We start from the raw sequence: 17,941 nt of genomic DNA on the forward strand, positions 1-17,941 counted from the left end.
GGAGGCCTTTAAATACGAAATTCGCTCATTCTTGCCAGGAGCCAGGCGGTATAGCATCCTGTTGGCGACGAAGTTTCAGCAGTTCTGAACTCTCGTCTAATTCGACATCTCCGCACAGGATCGTCTTTCCTGCTTTAACATCCCGCTTTAGTCTACGCCCGGACAATAGATAATAGGGTACTGGCGCATCGTTCATTAGAACTGATGCCGGCGTCAGCCGGGCTGAAACATCGCGAATGGTATGATGATGGCCTTGAGCAACCAGCAGGCTTCCGGCAGGCAAGTTCGCATCGGCATAGGCCGTGAGATCCATCACCGGACGCGGATGTTCCATGCCCGAAGAAACCCCGAGCAGGGCGGCTTCAAACACCGATGTTGCTGCCTCCAGCCCGAGCAGATGGCGCGGCAGGCCCAGCATGGCGGCGCGCCTGTTGCGGGCCACGACATGACCTTTTTCGCGCAGCATTTCCCAGGTTTCATCGTCCTTGCATGATACGGTTACGAAGACGCCGCCAGCAAAGCTCGGCTCGCCGGGCAGGCGCAGGCAATGAAACACGTCGAGTATACCGCTGGATGCCAGCAGTCCGCCATCGGATTTGCGCGTCATGAAATCGGCGATTTCCGTAATCCGGGCAATCGGCGCATGAAAATCGGCTCGGTCAGCAATCAGGCCGAGATTATTCGCGACCACTGTCATTTCGCAAAGATCAGGAACTGCCCGCTGCGGCAGATGGGACGCAAGCGTTGCGCGCATTTTCGCCACTTCCGCCCAATCGCGGTCGCCTGCGTCGATCCACTCGCCAAATCCCTGTGCGGTAATCGTCACTCCATTGCTGGTAATGGTCTCGTTTGCCGGATTGAAAACGAAGTCATATTCGCTTGATTTTCCGGCGGCGATGATCTCAAGTCCAATCACCTGCGCCCAGCTTGCCAGACCGATCAGGAGGCTTGGCTGGTCGCCATCGACGGGGCTGACGACCTTTCCGCGAGCCGCCGCCAACCGGGCCAGAATCGGGCCTATGACACTTTCGGTCTCTTTCGTGACCATGATGACATGCTTGTCGGCTTCGATGGCAATACGCGCATGGCGCGCCCCGGCCTCTGGATTGCCGGTTGCTTCAAGGACGACTTCGACCGGAAGGGCACGGATGAGTTCCGGGTCAGCACAGGCAAGCGCCTTGCCTGCTGCCCATACCGCGCGCACGGTGTCGGCATCGTGGCATTCGACGATGCTCGCCGGATCAATCCCCACCGATGCGAGCGCCTGTGCGGCAATGCCTGTTTCGCGGTCGAAGGCAACGCGGCAATTCAAGCCGAGGACATGACGGGCCTGTGCCAGGAAGCTACGGCCAAAACCGCCACTTCCTACGATAGCGCATTCCACGTTTCGGCTGTTGCGACCAGAAAAATAACGCAGATGATTCAATACCGCCTCCTTTAAGCAGTCAGCTTCCTGCGCATCGCGCGACGGACATAGCTGATGGTCTTTGGCAGGATCAGCATCGCAAGAGCGATTGCCATAATGGTTCCAACCAAGCTGTTGGAGAAAAATATCGACAGCGAGCCATCGGCAATGACCATGGATTGGTAGAATGCGTTCTCGGCCTTATCCCCCAGGACCATTGCGAGAACCAAAGGCGCAAGCGGATAGTTGAGTCTGGTAAAGAGGTAGCCGACGATACCGAAAAGCACCACGACCCAGAGATCGAAGCTGGCATTCGACACCGTATAGGCGCCGACGAAGCAGATGACGACAATCATTGGCCCAATGATGGAGAACGGGATGCGTAGCAAGGCTGCGAACATGGGCACGGTTGCGAGCACCAAAATCACGCCGATAAGGTTTGAGACATACATCGAGGCGATCAGGCCCCAAACGAAATCGGGCTTGGTCGCAAAAAGCATTGGTCCCGGGGTCAGCCCCCATATCATCAGGCCGCCCATGAGAACGGCTGCGGTGGCGGAAGAGGGGACGCCAAGAGCAAGCATTGGCAGCATCGCGCAGGACCCGGCACTATGATCGGCGGTTTCCGGAGCAATGATACCTTCAGGCCGTCCGGTGCCGAATGGTTCGCCTTTCTTGGATGCTTGGTTTGCGATGCCATAGCTCATGAACGAAGCTGCCGTCGGGCCGCCGGGGGTGATTCCCATCCATATGCCAACGAGACCGGAGCGCAGCATAGTGGCCCAGTAGCGAGGCATTTCCACTATTGTCTTCAGCACGTCGCGCAAATTGATTTTCGAGGCGACGCCGCGAAAACGCAGACCCTCCTGCACTGTGGACAGCAACTCGCCGATGCCGAACAGGCCGATGACGACTACGAGAAAACTGATGCCACCCAGCAATTCGGAATAGCCGAATGTCAGGCGTACCTCGCCGGTGACATTATCCATGCCTACAGATGAGAGTAGAAGTCCGGTTGTCAAAGCCACCACTGTCTTGACCGGACGAGCGCTGCCCATACCGACAAATGCTGAAAAGGCGAGGAAATAGACGGCAAAATATTCAGGTGCACCAAAGCGGAGCGCGAATCGTGAGGCCCAACTGGCCAGCAGCGTGATGACGACGACGCCAAGAAGCGCACCAAAACCAGCCGACAGGAAGGCCAGCGTCAGTGCGCGGGTGGACTCGCCTTTTCGAGCCATTGGATAGCCATCGAATGTCGTGGCAACCGAACTTGGCTCGCCGGGAATATTAAACAGGATCGATGTGGTCGATCCGCCAAAAAGCGCACCCCAATACATCGACGTCAAAAGAATGATCGCTGATGTCGGGTCCAGCGTGAAGGTGAGCGGAATGAGCAGGGACACGCCATTGGGCGCGCCCAGTCCGGGCAGCACCCCAACGACCAGCCCGAACAGGACGCCCGCGATCATCAGGCCAATATGCATGGGTGTCAAAGCGACACCAAAACCGTGCATTAAAAGATCAACATTTTCCATTGCACGCACCCCCTCAGTAGATTCCGAGCCAGGATTCAATCGGCCCTTTTTTGAGCGGCACCAAAAAAGCGATCTCGAATAATACGTATTGTGCAGCAGTGAAACTCACGCTGATTCCGATCGCGGTGAGCAGCCGATATCCCCCATGTCGCCAAGCGGTCCATCCGATATATAAAGCACTGCTAAAATAAAGGCCCATAAGCAAGGTCAGGGTGACGAAGGCGACCATCTCGCACAAAAAGACCGCGACGCGCCGGAATTGCTCCCTATCAAGAAAGGTTTCGGCAAGTTCTCGCGCAGCTTCCCTGCCAGCATTAAGCCTGAAAATAGCGGCACCAAGATTCCACAGGCTGGCTGTGATCAAAATCAGACTGATATAAAATGGAAAGTAACCAGCTTCAGGGCCTGACTTCTCCCAGCTAAACCCAAGCTCTGTAGCGCCGATTAATCCTGCAATGCCGAGCATGCCTGTTCCGATCGCAGTTGCGATCTCGACATGGAAACGTTTGACGGCCATGGGCCTCCTCCTCTGTCTGAAGAAGCGGAAGGCCGGAATAAGCCTTCCGCCCGTTCAGGTTTTAAAGCCTCAACGTCATTGCCAGAGTCATTCGACAGTCCAACCTTCGGTTTTGAACACGCCGACCGTGGCGTCTTCATTCTTCTTGATGAAGGACTTCAGCTCATCTCCAGTAAGGAAGGTGGCAGTCTGCGAAGTTTTCTTCAGATAGTCCTGCCATTCAGGCGTTTCAGAGACGCCTTTAAGCGCGGTCTCATAGAAAGCCTTTACACCCGGCTCGGTTCCGGCAGGAAGCCAGACCGTACGCGGCATCTGGTACGTCTCAATGTCGAGACCTTCTTCCATGCAGGTTGGAATATCGTGCCATCCCTTGCCGTCATTGATCGGCTCGCTCTTGTCCATGCGCTTCGGTGAGAAGACACAAAGCGGGCGCACCGCACCGGCTTGCCACTGGCCAAGGTTTTCATTCGGATTGTTCACATTGGCGACAATGTGACCGCCCGCCAGTTGAACGCCGACTTCGGCACCGCCATTAAATGGCACATATTTGAAGTCCGCACCGGAGGTCTGTTCGATTAGCGCAACGAGTGTTTCGTCGGTATCCTTGGATTGGCTGCCGCCGAAAACCAGGGTGCCGGGTTCGGCTTTACCCGCATCGATCAAATCCTTGATAGTCTGATAGGGCGAATCTGCCTTGACCCAGACAATGAATTCGTCAAGCGCCAGCGCTGCGACGGGCTCAAGATCTTCAGTACTATAAGCCAGCTTGGCCACATATGGCAGCAGATAGACGTTATTTGTGCCGAAGATTACCTTGTGTGGATCGCCAGAATGCTGTTTGGCATAAAGAAATGCTTCCGCACCCGAGCCTGCCCCCTTATTGAGAACAACGACCGACGTATCGATCAATTTTTCACGGCTAATACTCGATTGGATGGTGCGAGTAAAATTATCAGTTCCCCCGCCCGCGCCTGAAGCCACAATGAATTCCAGTGGCCTCTCTGGAGCCCATTCTGCCGCTGCTGCGGGCATAACGGCCAGGATTGACGCTGTGGCTGCATAAAGAATTGTCTTTAGTTTGGACATGGTTTCCTCCTCCTGTGAAACGTTCGCCTCTCCCTGACGAACGGTATTAACGGCACGTCACGGATGACATGCCAGTTTTACGAGCATATGCCGTCGCTCAGGCCACTGTTTCCAATGCCCAACCGGCTTGCAAAGCACGTTTTTCCCTCGCCGGATTAAGCTTTGCCAGCGAAATGCCAAGATTTTGGGCGGCAAGGGTTGCACCCAGGTCGGCCTTTCCCTGACCGGCAATATCGAAGGCTGTGCCATGTGCCGGGGTCACCAGGGGAAACCCATAACCCGCAATCAGCGTTACGCCGCGATCAAAACCAATCAGCTTCATCGCGATCTGGCCCTGATCATGGTACATGGTCATGACAGCATCGAATTCACCACGGATGGCGCGCACAAAGACTGTGTCGGAGGGGATCGGCCCCTTGACGTTCATCCCTTCCGCCGCTGCCTGTTCCACGGCAGGCGCAATAATATCATCATCCTCATGGCCAAAGTTGCGCCCGTCGCCCGCATGGGGATTAAGAGCGGCAACGCCAATGCGCGGGTTTGGCTTTCCGGCGCCGGTGAGAACTTCATTCGTCAGCCGCAAACTGTCGAGGATACGCTCGATGCTCAATTTTGAGGCGACTTCGCGTAAGGGAATATGTGACGTGACACGCGCATTCCAGACTTCATCGAGTACGTTGAACTCGCGGCCGCTCCGCGGAGCCTGTATTGCGGAATCGATAAACCCGATTTCGTCGATATAGGACGGTCTTGCGAGGCGCATTGAATGTTTGTTGAATGGGGTAAACATCGCAATATCCGCCAGACCGGCATGGGCCAGCCGCAATACAGCAGCGAAGTTTTGCAGTGAAGCTTTGCCCGGCCCGGCATCTGACCGACCCAGAACCAGCCCATCCACCGGACAGTTGGCCAGATCGATAAAGACTTTCCCGGAAGGGATGCCATTCAACAGATCATCGGGCCGGATGACAGGAATATCGAGCGAAACGCGGGCATGGGCTTTACCCATCTCAAGGATGCGTGCGTCACCAACAACGATAAAATCGCGCTCGGCCATATCCGGATGAGCCAGAAGTTTGGCGGCCAGTTCCGGGCCAACGCCGCTGGCGTCGCCAATCGCTAGTGCAGTCCGCATATCAATCTATCCTTATGCCTTTTCGAGTGCATCAAAAATATGGACTATTTTTTGCTCAACTCACTGGTCAGTATCTGGCGGAGATATTCGCGGTTCTGGGCACAGATGCCCAATCCGTCGCCGCCGTAATGTTCGAGAAGGAACGGGCTGTCATAGCCGTGCTCCAGAGCCGTCGCGATGGCGCTGCGCCAATTGATCGTGCCGCCCAGAAGCGGGGCGGGATGCGTCAATATCTGGCCGGTGGTGCTGTCTTCCATCCGGAAATAGTTCTTCACATGCCAGTAACCAGCAAATGGAGCGCAGAGCGCTATCATCTCCTGCCATGGCTCGACCGGGCGGTGCAGCCGGATCAGGTTGCCTATATCGAGATTGAGTTTGACCGACGGCATGTCCAGATCGGTTACGAACCGCACGGCATCCCGCGCCGAGCCGATATAGGTATCCTCATACATTTCCAGCGAAAGCTGGATGCCCAGCTCATCCGCATGGCGGGCAAGCTCACGAATACGCTCAAGCGCCAGCCGATAGGTGGCCTTATCATCGGGATTTTTAATGCCGGGCCGGGTCCAGAACCAGGTCGCCTTGCGTTGCTCGGGCGTGAGCGGTCCGAACAGGCCGAAACTGACATATTTCGCGCCGATATCGGCAGCGCAGTCGATGACGCGGTGGTTATAGGCAAGAAACTCGTTGCCATGTTCGGGATCAATCACGCTGCGGCGGGAAGTCGAAATGGCGGGGACCGCAAGACCCAGTTCATTGCACAATGCCATGAAATCCGCGCGGCGGCTGGCGTCAAGATCAGCGATGCGCAGCCAGGAATCCGTTGGATCGACAGAGGTAAATCCGGCCTGCGCCACTTCACGCAGGCTCTCGGCCCATATTTCCGGGGCTGCTTCCTGAACCAGTGTACCATCGGAACGCATGGCGGGAAAAGGAATCATCGCAGCAGCGATCGGCCAGCTTTTCGCATCCCACATCGTACTCATATTCCTCCCGAATCGAGCCTGTATTAGAAACCTTATCGTTTTTGCAATTTTGTATCAATAATTTTGTATGCAAAATAATATTGTTGGAATTGACATATGTTTTGTAACTGCTTAGCCAAAAGAGGGAGAAAAGGAGTGCGCTCTTGACAGCCACAGGTCTCGAAAAAACAGAGGAACCGCTGCCGGCTGATAAGATCGAAAGGTATTCCCTTCACGATGCTATCCTGAACCGGCTGCGTGATTTGATCATCACCGGCGAGTTGATGCCGGGCAGCAAGATCAATGAGGCGCAGATTTGCGCGCGGCTGGGTGTTTCCCGCACGCCATTGCGGGAAGCCATCAAATTCCTCGCCAGCGAAGGTCTGGTTGAACTTGTCCCGCGGCGCGGCGCGGTCGTCAAGAAATTCACGGCCAAGGAAACCCGCGACATGCTTGATGTCATCAAGTCGCTTGAGCAGATCGCGGCGGAAAAGGCCTGTGAAACAGCTTCTGACGCCGGAATTGCCCATATCCGCAATTTGCATGACGAAATGGTTGCAGCTTATGAACGGGGCGACCGGCTGACCTATTACAAGCTCAATCAAACGATCCATGTTTCGATTGTTGCGCTTGCCGATAATTCGGCCTTGTCGGATGTGCACACTGTGTTGCAGACCCGGCTCAAGAGGATCCGTTTCGTCGGCCATGAAGGGCCGGTAAAATGGGCCGCAGCGGTTAGCGAGCATGTCGAGATGATCGAGGCGCTGGAGGCGCGGGACGCGCAGCGTTTAAAAGACGTTATCGGCCGTCATCTCACGCAGGCGTGGATACGCGTGCGCGATGTGGCCTCTGCCTGACGGCAGGTTGATCCATCATTGAAAAAGGCGGCCATGGGCCGCCTTTTTTAATATTCTGAAGCGGTGTTTAGCGTGCGGCGAGAATCCCCGCGATCAGACCGCTTGCCGCTGTTATCAGCAGATACTGGTTGTCTACCTTGACCCAATGCTGGCCACGGCCCGGCTTGCGAAGGCCATGACGCCGATAGTCACGTACTTCCTGATGGCGGCGCCAGTTGCTGTAACGCTGACCTTTGGACCAGCGCTTCTTCTGAATCTGGTTGCGGCGATCATGGCGCTTGAATTCCTTGCCCGGTGCTGGCCGCGCGGGTTCGACGCGATGATGACCGGGCTTGCGCGGCGGATTATGGTCACGCGCTTGTGCAAGTGGTGCGCCGATAAAGGAAATAGCGATGGCGGCCAGGACGACTTTCTTGAACATTGTGTTCTCCTTCTGATGGAGCTGACCCTACCTTTCAGGCTCTGAACGCCCAATGAACGAAAACCAGCCAAACATTAAAGAAAATCAATGTAGTGGCTGTGGCCATGCGCCGCCTCACTTTTCTTGAAAAGGCTTCCAAAGCAATAGAAACAAGCTTCTTCATGCGTCAATCGCCGTTTGCTTTCACTTCACTTAACCTTGATCTGGGACCAAGAAAAAGGTCTACTCTCCCTATGAAGATCGATAGCTCCCGATCCCTTGCCCGGCGCATTGTGCTTCGTATCGCCGCCACTCTTGGAATAGTGGCGGCATTGACTGTAAGCTGGTGGATGCGCGTGGAAAATGCCCGCGAGAAGCATGAACTTCCGGTCGTGGCTTTTGGTGATCATATTGATCTTGGCCGGACTATGCTTACGCCTCTTTCGCTGTTGTTTTCTGAGGGAAGTGATGGCCAGCGCCAACTCATCCTCAAGGCGCGGGCTGAAAACCATACCGGAGAAACGCAAGGCGCGATCTTCGGCTTTCCGCCAAAGCCCCCGCAAATTCAGTCTGGAGAGGTCCAGTTGGGACCACCAGAAATACTCCTCAACCGTGACGGAGAGCAACTGGTTCAGCTGCAGCCTCGTATGCCTGAAGAAATCTCCGTCATTTGGAAAGTTCCGGTGGAATGGGAGCCAGATCAATTATCGATGACATTTTTTCAGCAAAACTTCAAATTGCGTGACAATCTCTATGGTCAAGCCAACTGGCTGACATTCGCACCTACCGCGCTGCTGGTAGCGTCGGTGGATAAAGTGCCATGATACGTTATGTCGCCAATGGTGCTGTCTTGCTGACCGGAGCAGTCCTGCTCGGTGCAATAATGATCACCGCCCCCGACTATAATAGTGTTTTTCAAGCCTTTCCTTCGCACGCTTCAATCGGTGAAATCGCCAATGGCCGTATGTTCGATGCGCGTTTTCTAGGGGGGCGCCTGACGCACCGGATAGATTTTGAATATTATGGACGGCAGGTCAGCCGTGATACTGAGGGCATCTTTCTAATCGCGAATTTTGAAGTGTCCGGTGTGACTGCCTCGACCCAGCTTGCTGCCAAATGGAAAGGCGCCAGCGGTCGCGACTATGCAGCATCCGCCCGTTTCGAGAAAGCGCCGAAGATACTACAATCTCTTTTTTTCCAGCCAGGTCTCACCAGTAAGGGCTTTGTCATCTTCGAAGTACCCGAAGATGAAGTGCTGGGAGGCAAGCTGATCCTGTCCCGCCGTGGGGTAACGATTCTCGATAGCGCATTGCATCTGGAAACAGCCAGGATTGCTCCACCAGTGGCCGTTGTGAGGCTCGATCCATGAAGCAGCTGAAACATTTGGGCTGGATTGTACTGAGCATTTTGTTTCTTGTCGCAAGCTCGCTGATTTCGGCAGAAGTGGCAATCCTTGATCTGCGCAAAGAGAGCGAATGGCAGCTCAAAGAAGTCGATACCGCAGGTGCCGAACTGGATAGGGTAACAGTGCAGGTTGAAAGGACACGAGCAGTAGCAACGCCCCAAAGGGCTGATCGAGCATTGGTTCACGTACGGCTGTCGCTACAAGGGGCCGAAGATGCTCGTCAGGCCTGGGTCGATTGCCGCCTGACGCTGCATGATGATCAGAACCGGAAGTGGCTTCCGATGGAAACTGAAAATACCGATGGTGCGATCAAAGCCGTTGCAGCGGATCGCATGAACAACGGCAGATGTAATCCGGTGCCATATGATGCTCCTCGGGATGGCAGTGCGATCTTGTCGGATCAGGTGTTTTTGGTGCCGGTTGATACGTTAGGACAACTGACGCTGCATGTTTCGGGATATGGAACTCGGCCACGGGCACTAGCTATTCGGATTGAGCCGGACTTGACGGTGCTGAACTAATGGTTTTGGCCATAGTGTTTCAGCTTGCCTGAGCGGGTTTTTCTCTACCCGCCAGTTCAAGGCCTGCGGCAAGGATGCAGAACTGAACCACACTGACGATCAGTCCCGTCTGGGGCTGCCCCGGTGTACCAAACAACAGGTTTAGCGGGGTAGTCAGAATACCCCATGTCAGATGATCCTGCGGGCCGATCAGTTGCGCGACACCAACCCATGTCCAACGGCTCAGCCAATCGGCCAGTCGCCAGAGAACAATTACGGAAACCGACAGCGCAAGCCCTGCCGAGGCAGCCAGAAGAACACCGTTTGCCACGGCATGCCAGCGCTTGACCAGTCCGGCCCAGAAATGGCCGATAAAATCGGTCAAAGGCTTGGGCAGGGTTTTCCAGCGGTTCAGTGCAGTTCCGGCAAAATGCTGTGTGCGGTCGTTAAGCATGTTAAGATCGTGACCATAAACAATGGCACCCAGATTGAACCAGATCAGTGGAAGGACCGCATACCAGAATAGCGATTTCAACCACGGCCAGAGTTGAAATTCAGGCGCCCAGTTGACCGGCCTGATCGAAGCTTCGGTGATCTGGGCGGAGGCGGGCGTGAATATCCAGTTTAGCCATTCATTTGGCGGCGGCAACTCCGCCAGCCAGGCTGCCAATTGTCCTTCCCACCCACGGATCACATAAAGAACCAACAGAACCCAGCTTGCCTCGCAGGCAACGACAAGAAGCGGCCAGAATGCTGACTGGGTACTTTTTTGCAGGGCCTTGGCGATGCGGCGGATGGCCCAAATCACAATGACGGCGGCGACGACCCAAATAGTGCTGCCAACCTCAAGCGCTGTCGGACCTAAATCGGGATTTGAGAAATCGATTTGTTGCATCTGCGTATTCAGAAATGCTTGTGAATATTTACGCAGCGTATCGCCCAGCAGGCCCCACCCGGCATAATAAGCGTAAAAAGGGATTAGCACCGCCAGCAATGCTCCGGCAAAGACCCGCCCGCTATTGCCTTCATCTTCTGTGGTCGTTGTCGGAGTGTCTTCTGCCGCAGCCTCCTGGATCAGCCTGCGGCGGCGATGCAGGCGAATAGTTGGCAATCCGTTCCGCAGGATCAGGAACATTGCGACGAAAATCAGCAACTGTAACAGGATTACCGGCACCAACGCGATCAGCCCGGAAATGCGGCTTACCAGCCCGATTTCCACCGCTGCCATCGTCAGCAACAGGTTAAGCAGCATCCCGCCTGCCCAAACAGCAGACAATGGCGCGCCGTAGTTGAGCAGAAGTCTCGCGGAAAGGGAGATATGTCGTCCGATAAGACGCCAAGGCTCTAACATCGCGGCAAGATGCCATCATTCTTGAATCTCTTCAAGTGCGCCGGTTAACGGTTTAACCACTCCTTCAGTTCGGCGTCCGCTCGTTCCAGAGCGTTATAATTAAGAAGTTTACGTAGCAGCGCGATCGTAACGGCACGGGTACGCAGGTTGAAATACCCTTCTTCAGGATCGCCCTTCTCCTGATAGACGCCAAGTTTGTCATAGAGTTGCTGCAAGCGGTTTTGTACGCTCCGCAAGGAAAGATTACGGCGGCGCGCAATAACACGATCCGTCAGGCCAAGTGCAACATCGACAAGAATTTCATATTCACTTTCACTGAAGCCGCGAACATGCCCGTAGCTTTGTTGTTGAAGCCCGCGCACTTCACGATCGATGACGCATTGCGCTTCCACGAATATGCTGCGCAGAGCCAATCTGAGTTTGTCGTCAGAGGCTGATTTTAATATATAGCCATAGGCAGCACCTTCCGGCACGATCCGGGAGACGCCGCGCACATAAGCTTCGTCGGCATAATTCGACCAGAACAATATACGCGTTTCCGGGTTTTCTTTCCAGATAATGCGCGCAGCCTCAATACCATTGCGCCCGTTCATCTGTAGATCCATTACAATATGAGCGGCCCTGTGCTGCCGGGCGAGTTTTTCACCTTCAAGCCCATTTTCAGCTTCCACAACTTCATTACATTCTGGAAGTGCAGCCTGCACAGCCTCGCCAAGATAGGCGCGATGCAACGGGTCATCCTCAACAATTAGAACCTGCACATTATCCTCCGGAAGAATTGTTATGAATTGCCTGCGGCAGGTGAATTGTCACACATGTGCCCTGGCCTTCGACATTATTCCTGATTGCGAAATTCGCCGAAATAAGCCGTGCGCGGGTGCGCATATTATCGATGCCATGACCTCTTTGCTCGATTTGGTTGTCCATGCCTATTCCGTCATCCATGACTTCGACCAGCAACCGTCCGTCATTGTCGCGTAACTGGACGCGAACCACGTTGGCATGAGCGTGACGAATGGCATTGTTGATCGCTTCCTGCACGATGCGGAAAAGAGAAGTCCCGACTGTTTCCTCAAGCAGGTCGGCTATGCCCTCGCTCCAATCTTCCAGAATCCATTCAACGACTGAGCCGCTATCCTGGACAGATCGGACAAGATGGTTCTCTGTCGCTTGAGCAAAGCCAAAAAGTTGCAGGACAGAAGGCTTCGCCTCTTCGATAATCTGGCGCAGATCGTGCATACAATGTTGCAACCCACGAAACAGTGGTTCCAACTGCTCGCCTGAAAGGTCTGGTATGCGGGCCAGGCGCTCGACATGGCGGGCAAGTCGCGTCAGATCGGCTAATGTTTGATCATGCAAATCCATGCCGATACGATGCCGCTCCATTTCAAGGGCTTCAGTCAGCTTCAAGGCCCCGAAACGCAAGCCCTCTTCGCGCGCACTGGCCTCGGCCTCGATTATTGCGGATTGCTTCGCCTGTTCAGTTGCGCGTATGGCATAGAAATAAGGCGCTAACAGATCAGCGATAGATTGCGCGTTCCTCACGTCATGCATCGTATAACATGCGGGTTTCAGGCTGGAACAGCTCAATGCGCCGATAATATTGCCCTGTGCTTTGAGGGGAACGTGCAGGCGGGCCTTGAGTCCATGCGCGATAATGGGCGTGGAAAACGAGCCTTCAAAGTGAAAACGCGGATCGGAGCAGGCATCGTCGGTGAGCAGATAATCCACTTCGCCGGACAAGGCCGATCGGATGGGGCTGCCGGATAAAAGTGCGGGCGGGTGTTTGCTCCATGCCGTTTCAATCCCGCTTTCATAGGCAATATGAAACTTGCCATCCACCATCTTGATGCACACATCCAGATGGTCATAAGGCAGGATATGGTGTATCTCAGCGGCAACGGCCTGAATGATGGAATCAAAATCAAGCTGGCCAGCCAGCAATCTCGAAATATTGAGATAGTGCTCAAGGAGCCGCTCGGCGGCCAGTTTGGTTCTGTATTCTGGCGCGCGTTCAAGCAAGCGTCTTTCCTCCCAAACGCGAACTGTTCTCATACTATAATATTAGGCCGCTCTCCCTCCCACACGTCTTGCGGCTTCCCGCAATTATGCTGCGGGAAGCCGCATCATGGTTGCTTCGATCGGTCTTCCATAGATAGCATATTTATTTCATTCTCTTGTCACCAGAGAATTGTCAACGAGACGATAAAGTATGCTGGGGCCGTCGAGGAACGGTCGTGCGGGAGGCTTCGCACAAAATTCAATTGGTCCGGGGCGTCCAGGATGCATCGGAACTGCATGTTGCAACTGGGAGGTTTAAATGCAGCTTGGAAAAACTCTGTTCGCGTCTGTCGCGCTTGCCAGCGTTATGGCCGCAGGCGGCGCTTTCGCCGATACATCATCGAAGAAAATTGCGTTCTCCAATAATTATGCTGGCAATTCATGGCGGCAGGCGATGCTGGAAAGCTGGGACAAGGTGACGAAGGAAGCCGTCAGCGCTGGCATCGTGTCCGCTGCCGATGCTTTTACGACCGCCGAAAACCAGGCGACCGAGCAGGCCGCGCAAATCCAGAACATGATTCTTCAAGGCTACGACGCCATTGTCATCAATGCCGCCTCTCCGACGGCGCTTAATGGCGCGGTCAAGGAAGCCTGCGACGCGGGTATCACGGTCGTTTCCTTCGATGGGATAGTGACCGAGCCATGCGCGTGGCGCATTGCGGTTGACTTCAAGGCCATGGGCGAAGGTCAGATCGACTATCTGGCCAAACGCTTGCCGGACGGCGGCAACCTGCTGGAAATCCGCGGTCTCGCCGGTGTTTCCGTTGATGATAATATACATGCAGGTATCCAAGAGGGCGTGAGCAAGCATCCGAACTTCAAAATCGTGGGGTCGGTCAATGGAGATTGGGCCGCTGATGTTGCCCAACGCGCTGTGGCCGGAATCCTTCCGAGCCTGCCGAAAGTCGATGCGGTTGTAACGCAGGGTGGCGACGGCTATGGCGCCGCACAGGCTTTTGCTGCCGCCAAACGTGAAACGCCGATCATCATCATGGGCAATCGTGAAGACGAACTGCAATGGTGGAAGCAGCAGAAAGATGAAAACGGCTATGAAACCATGTCGGTTTCGATTGCGCCGGGTGTCTCCACTCTTGCTTTCTGGGTCGCCCAGCAGATTCTTGACGGCAAGGACGTTGAGAAGGAACTCGTGGTTCCATTTCTCAGCATAAGCCAGGATTCCCTCGAAGACGACCTCGCCAACACCCCGAAGGGTAGCGTGGCAAATGTCGAGTACACGCTCGAGGATGCGCAAAAGGTCATCGGCGCGAAATAATCGCAGCCCATCAAACAGGGGCGGGCTCATTTACCCGTCCCTCCTTATCTCCAGATATAGTTCGAGCATGTCAGAACCAGTCGTGAAACAAGAGGTCGTCGCAGCCCGCAATATCCGCGTGCAGTTTGGCGCCGTAAAAGCACTGGATGGCGCGGAACTTGTGATCCGTGAAGGCGAGTGCGTCGGGCTTGTGGGCCATAATGGCGCTGGCAAATCCACTATCGTCAATGTGATCAACGGCGGATTAAAACCGCATGAGGGTAGCATCTCCTATCAGGGAGAGGCGGAGCACGGAGTCACGGCGGCGCACAAACATGGCATTCGCTGTGTTTTTCAGGAATTATCGCTGTTTCCCAATCTGACAATTGCTGAAAATGTCCGCATCATGCAGCGCGATCTTGATGGTTCGAACTGGCGGAGCAAGGCGCTCAGCCTCATTTCCGGCAAGCTTGATGAAATTTTCCCCGACCACAAGATCGATTGCGGAGCTACCATTGACGAGCTTTCCATTGCGGAACGGCAAATGGTTGAGATCGCCATCAACTTCACTGCTCCGCGCAACGCCCCCAAACTAGTCATTCTGGATGAGCCGACTTCCTCGCTCGATGCAGGCATTGCAGCGCAGCTTATGGCTTATGTCCGGCGGTTCGTGGCAACCGGCGGGGCAGTGATCCTGATTTCACATATGCTTGGAGAAATTCTCTCCACATCCGACCGCATCGTCGTCATGAAGGATGGCAAGGTCGTTGCCAATCGGCCAGCAGAGGAATTCACCAACCGCAGTCTTGTTGAGGCTATGGGCAGCGTCGAACGCGAGAAAGCTGCACGCCGCCCTGCTTCGACTGAAGCCAAAGGTAGTCCTGTTCTGGCTCGCTCCGCGCTCAACGAAGATTTGAAGTCATTTGAAGCCTTCAAAGGCGAAGTTATCGGGCTTGCCGGACTTGCAGGGCATGGCCAGACCAGGATGCTTCTCGACCTTTACTATGCACACAGGTCCAACTGGCTACCTGCTCGCAATTGCGAAATAGCTTTTGTTGCAGGTGATCGCAGTCTCAACGGCACGTTCCCGCTCTGGAGCATCCTGCACAATCTAACCATCAACTCGCTTGATCGACTTTCATCACTGAAGCTTACCGATCAGGCGCGTGAAAATAAGCTTGGTGCGCAATGGAAAGACAAAATTCACATTCGCACACCCGATATGAACAATCGTATCCTTTCGCTTTCTGGCGGCAATCAGCAGAAAGTGCTGTTTGCCCGAGCGCTTGCCACAAGCGCCAATACTATCCTGATGGATGATCCCATGCGCGGCGTCGATGTGGGAACCAAGCAGGAAGTCTATGAAATCCTGCGCAATGAGGCTGAAAATGGCCGAACCTTTGTTTGGTATTCTACCGAAATGGACGAAATCGAGCTTTGCGATCGCGTCTATGTCTTCCGTGACGGTGCGATTGTGACTGAACTTATCGGTGATGAAATCACGGAAAAGAACGTGCTTGCTGCATCTTTTGAGGGAGGGCACGATTAATGCGCTTCTCTTCTTCTTCCATTCGCCTGCTGACTCCGATTTTCTCGCTGGCTTTGCTTCTGGCTGCTGTTTTCTATATGCAGCCGCGCGCCATGAGCTATACTGGGCTGAACCTGCTGTTCAATCTGGCCGTTCCAATCGCGCTTGCGACCATCGCGCAAATGCTCATCATGGCGGTCAACGATCTTGATCTTTCGATGGGAACTTTCGTGAGTTTCGCGGTCTGTGTGGCCGCGACCTATCTGAATACTACCCCCTTGGTCGGGGTTCTCATTCTGGTTGCCGCCATTGCCGCCTATGCGGCGCTTGGCGCCATTATCCACCTGCGTAACTTGCCTTCCATCGTCGTGACATTGGGCATGAGCTTTGTCTGGGGCGGTCTGGCGGTCCTTTTGCTGCCGTCTCCGGGGGGCCACGCGCCTGAATGGGCGCGCTGGGTAATGACAACCAAGCCACCTTTCGTTCCGATGGCCATTGTTGCCAGCGTTCTGATCGCACTTGTCACTCATTTCATCATCATGCGTACTACATTTGGTGTGCTGATACGCGGGGCTGGCGGTAACGCGCGCTCCATCGAACGTGCCGGTTGGTCAATCGTCGCCATACGGGCTGCGACCTATGCGCTCGCGGCTTTCTTTGCCATATTGGCCGGTATCGCTCTTGTCGGCCTGACTACATCTGCCGATGCCAATATCGCGCTTCGCTACACGCTGCTTTCCATTGCCGGCGTTATTCTTGGTGGCGGTGAATTCGTTGGTGGGCGCATATCGCCCATCGGGGCCGTCGTCGGCGCACTGACCTTGACGCTTGCCGGCTCGTTCCTTTCATTCATGCGTATTTCGCCCGACTGGCAGATCGGTGCGCAAGGTGCGATCCTGATTGCAGTCTTGGCATTGCGTCTCTTCCTCAATCGCCTCGAAAAGCGGGAGAAAAAGTGATGAACGCTCTTTTCCTTCTCTCACATCGTCCGTGGATATGGTCTTTCGTTGCGACAATTGCCGTCTGGGTTATCACGATTGTTTTTACCGGTAGCGCTGGGGTCCATGGCCTGTCGCATGCGGCATTCACCTTCGCTTCCTTCTCGGTGATTGTGGGTCTCGGGCAGATGTTCGTGATCACATTGGGGCCGGGCAATATCGACCTTTCCGTGCCTGCCACCATGACACTTGCCGCAACGATCGCGCTCAAGCTCATGGACTCACAGGAAAGCATGATCCTTGCAGGGCTGGCAGCCGCCATCCTGATCGGTCTTGCTGTGGGCATATGCAATTATGCGCTGATAAAGCTTCTGCGCATTCCTCCGATCATAGCCACCCTGTCACTGAGCTTCCTCGTGCAATCCACGGCAATCTGGAGCAATCGCGGCCTGCGCGTAAAACCGCCGGAAAGTCTTGCTCAATTCACCACCTCATCGACGCTTGGCGTGCCCAATGTTGCTATCATAGCGCTGCTCCTGTCGGTCATTGGCTGGGTTTTGCTTAAAAAGAGCATTTACGGACGCTGGATTTCCGCGGTCGGCCAAAACCCGTTCGCAGCACGTATGGCAGGTGTTCCGGTCGATGGCGCGCGCTTTGTAACCTATCTGCTCTGTGCCGTTCTGGCCTCGCTTTGCGGGTTTTTGCTCGCCTGCTTCTCGGGGGGAGCAGCACTCAATATGGGTACGGAATATCTGCTGATGTCGATTGCTGTGGTTATCATTGGCGGCACAGCCGTGGCCGGTGGTGATTCCAATGTCCCCGGCATATGGGGTGCGGCTCTCTTCATGTTCCTCATCGTTTCAATGCTCAATACCTATGGTTTTGGTGCTGGCGTTCGCCTCGTTCTGACCGGCTTCACCATCATCGCGGTAATTTTACTCGCCAGTAGTCGCAGGCGTGAGCGTTAGGCATTTCTTCCCGGAGTTAATTCCTTGTTCCAGAA

18 protein-coding genes are annotated in these 17,941 nt (G+C 54.7%); 8 read left to right on the forward strand and 10 right to left on the reverse strand.

From position 1 onward, the window contains the following. Nucleotides 1–25: 25 nt before the first annotated feature. The 6 genes from KUG47_RS08935 to KUG47_RS08960 form a co-directional block, all read right to left on the reverse strand. Entirely contained in the window at nucleotides 26–1,426 is a 1,401-nt protein-coding gene (locus KUG47_RS08935; protein ID WP_217677614.1) for an NAD(P)H-dependent oxidoreductase, read from the reverse strand. An 11-nt stretch (nucleotides 1,427–1,437) separates the two neighbouring features. Further along, a complete protein-coding gene (locus KUG47_RS08940; RefSeq protein ID WP_217677615.1) occupies nucleotides 1,438–2,943 on the reverse strand; it encodes a tripartite tricarboxylate transporter permease in 1,506 nt (501 codons plus the stop codon). Between the two features lie 13 nt (nucleotides 2,944–2,956). Then, nucleotides 2,957–3,460 carry a tripartite tricarboxylate transporter TctB family protein gene (locus KUG47_RS08945; protein ID WP_217677616.1) on the reverse strand — a complete coding sequence of 168 codons (504 nt, stop codon included), beginning with the start codon at nucleotides 3,458–3,460 and terminating at the stop codon, nucleotides 2,957–2,959. Nucleotides 3,461–3,547: 87 nt separating this feature from the next. Continuing rightward, a complete protein-coding gene (locus tag KUG47_RS08950) occupies nucleotides 3,548–4,546 on the reverse strand; it encodes a tripartite tricarboxylate transporter substrate binding protein (protein WP_217677617.1) in 999 nt (332 codons plus the stop codon). A 97-nt stretch (nucleotides 4,547–4,643) separates the two neighbouring features. Beyond that, entirely contained in the window at nucleotides 4,644–5,681 is a 1,038-nt protein-coding gene (locus KUG47_RS08955; protein ID WP_217677618.1) for a 4-hydroxythreonine-4-phosphate dehydrogenase PdxA, read from the reverse strand. A gap of 44 nt (nucleotides 5,682–5,725) precedes the next feature. Continuing rightward, nucleotides 5,726–6,667, reverse strand: coding sequence for a sugar phosphate isomerase/epimerase family protein (locus tag KUG47_RS08960; protein ID WP_217677619.1), 942 nt, complete (start codon nucleotides 6,665–6,667; stop codon nucleotides 5,726–5,728). A gap of 143 nt (nucleotides 6,668–6,810) precedes the next feature. Here KUG47_RS08960 and KUG47_RS08965 point away from each other — a divergent pair, with 143 nt between their 5' ends. Next, a complete protein-coding gene (locus KUG47_RS08965; RefSeq protein WP_254799442.1) occupies nucleotides 6,811–7,503 on the forward strand; it encodes a GntR family transcriptional regulator in 693 nt (230 codons plus the stop codon). A 67-nt stretch (nucleotides 7,504–7,570) separates the two neighbouring features. On the opposite strand, the gene KUG47_RS08970 is transcribed toward KUG47_RS08965, so the two are convergent. Next, the gene (locus tag KUG47_RS08970) at nucleotides 7,571–7,924 is read right to left on the reverse strand and encodes an RcnB family protein (protein ID WP_217677620.1); all 354 of its coding nucleotides are present in this window, start codon (nucleotides 7,922–7,924) and stop codon (nucleotides 7,571–7,573) included. Nucleotides 7,925–8,028: 104 nt separating this feature from the next. On the opposite strand from KUG47_RS08970, the gene KUG47_RS08975 reads away from it, so the two are divergent. The 3 genes from KUG47_RS08975 to KUG47_RS08985 are packed head-to-tail and all read left to right on the forward strand — an operon-like array spanning nucleotide 8,029 to nucleotide 9,829. Further along, nucleotides 8,029–8,727: a hypothetical protein gene (locus tag KUG47_RS08975; RefSeq protein WP_217677621.1), complete on the forward strand. Its 699-nt coding sequence runs from the start codon at nucleotides 8,029–8,031 to the stop codon at nucleotides 8,725–8,727. Next, complete coding sequence (locus KUG47_RS08980) at nucleotides 8,724–9,272, forward strand: hypothetical protein (protein ID WP_217677622.1); 549 nt, start codon at nucleotides 8,724–8,726, stop codon at nucleotides 9,270–9,272. The genes KUG47_RS08975 and KUG47_RS08980 overlap by 4 nt, the downstream gene beginning before the upstream one ends. Next, the gene (locus KUG47_RS08985; protein WP_217677623.1) at nucleotides 9,269–9,829 is read left to right on the forward strand and encodes a hypothetical protein; all 561 of its coding nucleotides are present in this window, start codon (nucleotides 9,269–9,271) and stop codon (nucleotides 9,827–9,829) included. Before KUG47_RS08980 ends, KUG47_RS08985 begins: the two co-directional genes overlap by 4 nt. A gap of 19 nt (nucleotides 9,830–9,848) precedes the next feature. Here the strand turns inward: KUG47_RS08985 and KUG47_RS08990 are convergent, their stop codons facing one another. From KUG47_RS08990 to KUG47_RS09000, 3 genes are read right to left on the reverse strand one after another with little or no spacing between them, the layout of a single operon-like run. After that, a complete protein-coding gene (locus KUG47_RS08990; RefSeq protein WP_217677624.1) occupies nucleotides 9,849–11,159 on the reverse strand; it encodes a hypothetical protein in 1,311 nt (436 codons plus the stop codon). Between the two features lie 44 nt (nucleotides 11,160–11,203). Continuing rightward, nucleotides 11,204–11,920 (reverse strand): response regulator, encoded by a 717-nt coding sequence (locus KUG47_RS08995; RefSeq protein WP_217677625.1) that lies wholly within the window; start codon nucleotides 11,918–11,920, stop codon nucleotides 11,204–11,206. Nucleotide 11,921: 1 nt separating this feature from the next. Continuing rightward, the gene (locus tag KUG47_RS09000; RefSeq protein ID WP_254799445.1) at nucleotides 11,922–13,181 is read right to left on the reverse strand and encodes a GAF domain-containing sensor histidine kinase; all 1,260 of its coding nucleotides are present in this window, start codon (nucleotides 13,179–13,181) and stop codon (nucleotides 11,922–11,924) included. Nucleotides 13,182–13,479: 298 nt separating this feature from the next. Here KUG47_RS09000 and KUG47_RS09005 point away from each other — a divergent pair, with 298 nt between their 5' ends. The 4 genes from KUG47_RS09005 (at nucleotide 13,480) to KUG47_RS09020 (ending at nucleotide 17,906) form a co-directional block, all read left to right on the forward strand. Beyond that, complete coding sequence (locus KUG47_RS09005; RefSeq protein WP_217677627.1) at nucleotides 13,480–14,493, forward strand: ABC transporter substrate-binding protein; 1,014 nt, start codon at nucleotides 13,480–13,482, stop codon at nucleotides 14,491–14,493. A gap of 67 nt (nucleotides 14,494–14,560) precedes the next feature. Then, a complete protein-coding gene (locus KUG47_RS09010) occupies nucleotides 14,561–16,021 on the forward strand; it encodes a sugar ABC transporter ATP-binding protein (RefSeq protein ID WP_217677628.1) in 1,461 nt (486 codons plus the stop codon). After that, nucleotides 16,021–16,959, forward strand: a complete 939-nt coding sequence (locus KUG47_RS09015; RefSeq protein WP_217677629.1) for an ABC transporter permease — start codon at nucleotides 16,021–16,023, stop codon at nucleotides 16,957–16,959. The genes KUG47_RS09010 and KUG47_RS09015 overlap by 1 nt, the downstream gene beginning before the upstream one ends. After that, the gene (locus KUG47_RS09020) at nucleotides 16,959–17,906 is read left to right on the forward strand and encodes an ABC transporter permease (protein WP_217677630.1); all 948 of its coding nucleotides are present in this window, start codon (nucleotides 16,959–16,961) and stop codon (nucleotides 17,904–17,906) included. Before KUG47_RS09015 ends, KUG47_RS09020 begins: the two co-directional genes overlap by 1 nt. The last annotated feature ends 35 nt before the right edge of the window (nucleotides 17,907–17,941 follow it).

Origin of the sequence: Falsochrobactrum tianjinense, assembly GCF_019100495.1 — a bacterium.
GTDB classification, from domain to species: domain Bacteria; phylum Pseudomonadota; class Alphaproteobacteria; order Rhizobiales; family Rhizobiaceae; genus Brucella; species Brucella tianjinense.

Excerpts from the sequence above, each read along its gene's own strand:
- KUG47_RS09010 (WP_217677628.1), top strand. The coding sequence starts at position 14,561 with ATGTCAGAACCAGTCGTGAAACAAGAGGTCGTCGCAGCCCGCAATATC.
- KUG47_RS09015 (WP_217677629.1), top strand. The coding sequence starts at position 16,021 with ATGCGCTTCTCTTCTTCTTCCATTCGCCTGCTGACTCCGATTTTCTCG.
- KUG47_RS08985 (WP_217677623.1), top strand. The coding sequence starts at position 9,269 with ATGAAGCAGCTGAAACATTTGGGCTGGATTGTACTGAGCATTTTGTTT.
- KUG47_RS08990 (WP_217677624.1), bottom strand. The coding sequence starts at position 11,159 with ATGTTAGAGCCTTGGCGTCTTATCGGACGACATATCTCCCTTTCCGCG.
- KUG47_RS09020 (WP_217677630.1), top strand. The coding sequence starts at position 16,959 with ATGAACGCTCTTTTCCTTCTCTCACATCGTCCGTGGATATGGTCTTTC.
- KUG47_RS08975 (WP_217677621.1), top strand. The coding sequence starts at position 8,029 with ATGCGCCGCCTCACTTTTCTTGAAAAGGCTTCCAAAGCAATAGAAACA.
- KUG47_RS08955 (WP_217677618.1), bottom strand. The coding sequence starts at position 5,681 with ATGCGGACTGCACTAGCGATTGGCGACGCCAGCGGCGTTGGCCCGGAA.
- KUG47_RS08960 (WP_217677619.1), bottom strand. The coding sequence starts at position 6,667 with ATGAGTACGATGTGGGATGCGAAAAGCTGGCCGATCGCTGCTGCGATG.
- KUG47_RS08940 (WP_217677615.1), bottom strand. The coding sequence starts at position 2,943 with ATGGAAAATGTTGATCTTTTAATGCACGGTTTTGGTGTCGCTTTGACA.
- KUG47_RS08980 (WP_217677622.1), top strand. The coding sequence starts at position 8,724 with ATGATACGTTATGTCGCCAATGGTGCTGTCTTGCTGACCGGAGCAGTC.
- KUG47_RS08950 (WP_217677617.1), bottom strand. The coding sequence starts at position 4,546 with ATGTCCAAACTAAAGACAATTCTTTATGCAGCCACAGCGTCAATCCTG.
- KUG47_RS08945 (WP_217677616.1), bottom strand. The coding sequence starts at position 3,460 with ATGGCCGTCAAACGTTTCCATGTCGAGATCGCAACTGCGATCGGAACA.
- KUG47_RS08970 (WP_217677620.1), bottom strand. The coding sequence starts at position 7,924 with ATGTTCAAGAAAGTCGTCCTGGCCGCCATCGCTATTTCCTTTATCGGC.
- KUG47_RS09005 (WP_217677627.1), top strand. The coding sequence starts at position 13,480 with ATGCAGCTTGGAAAAACTCTGTTCGCGTCTGTCGCGCTTGCCAGCGTT.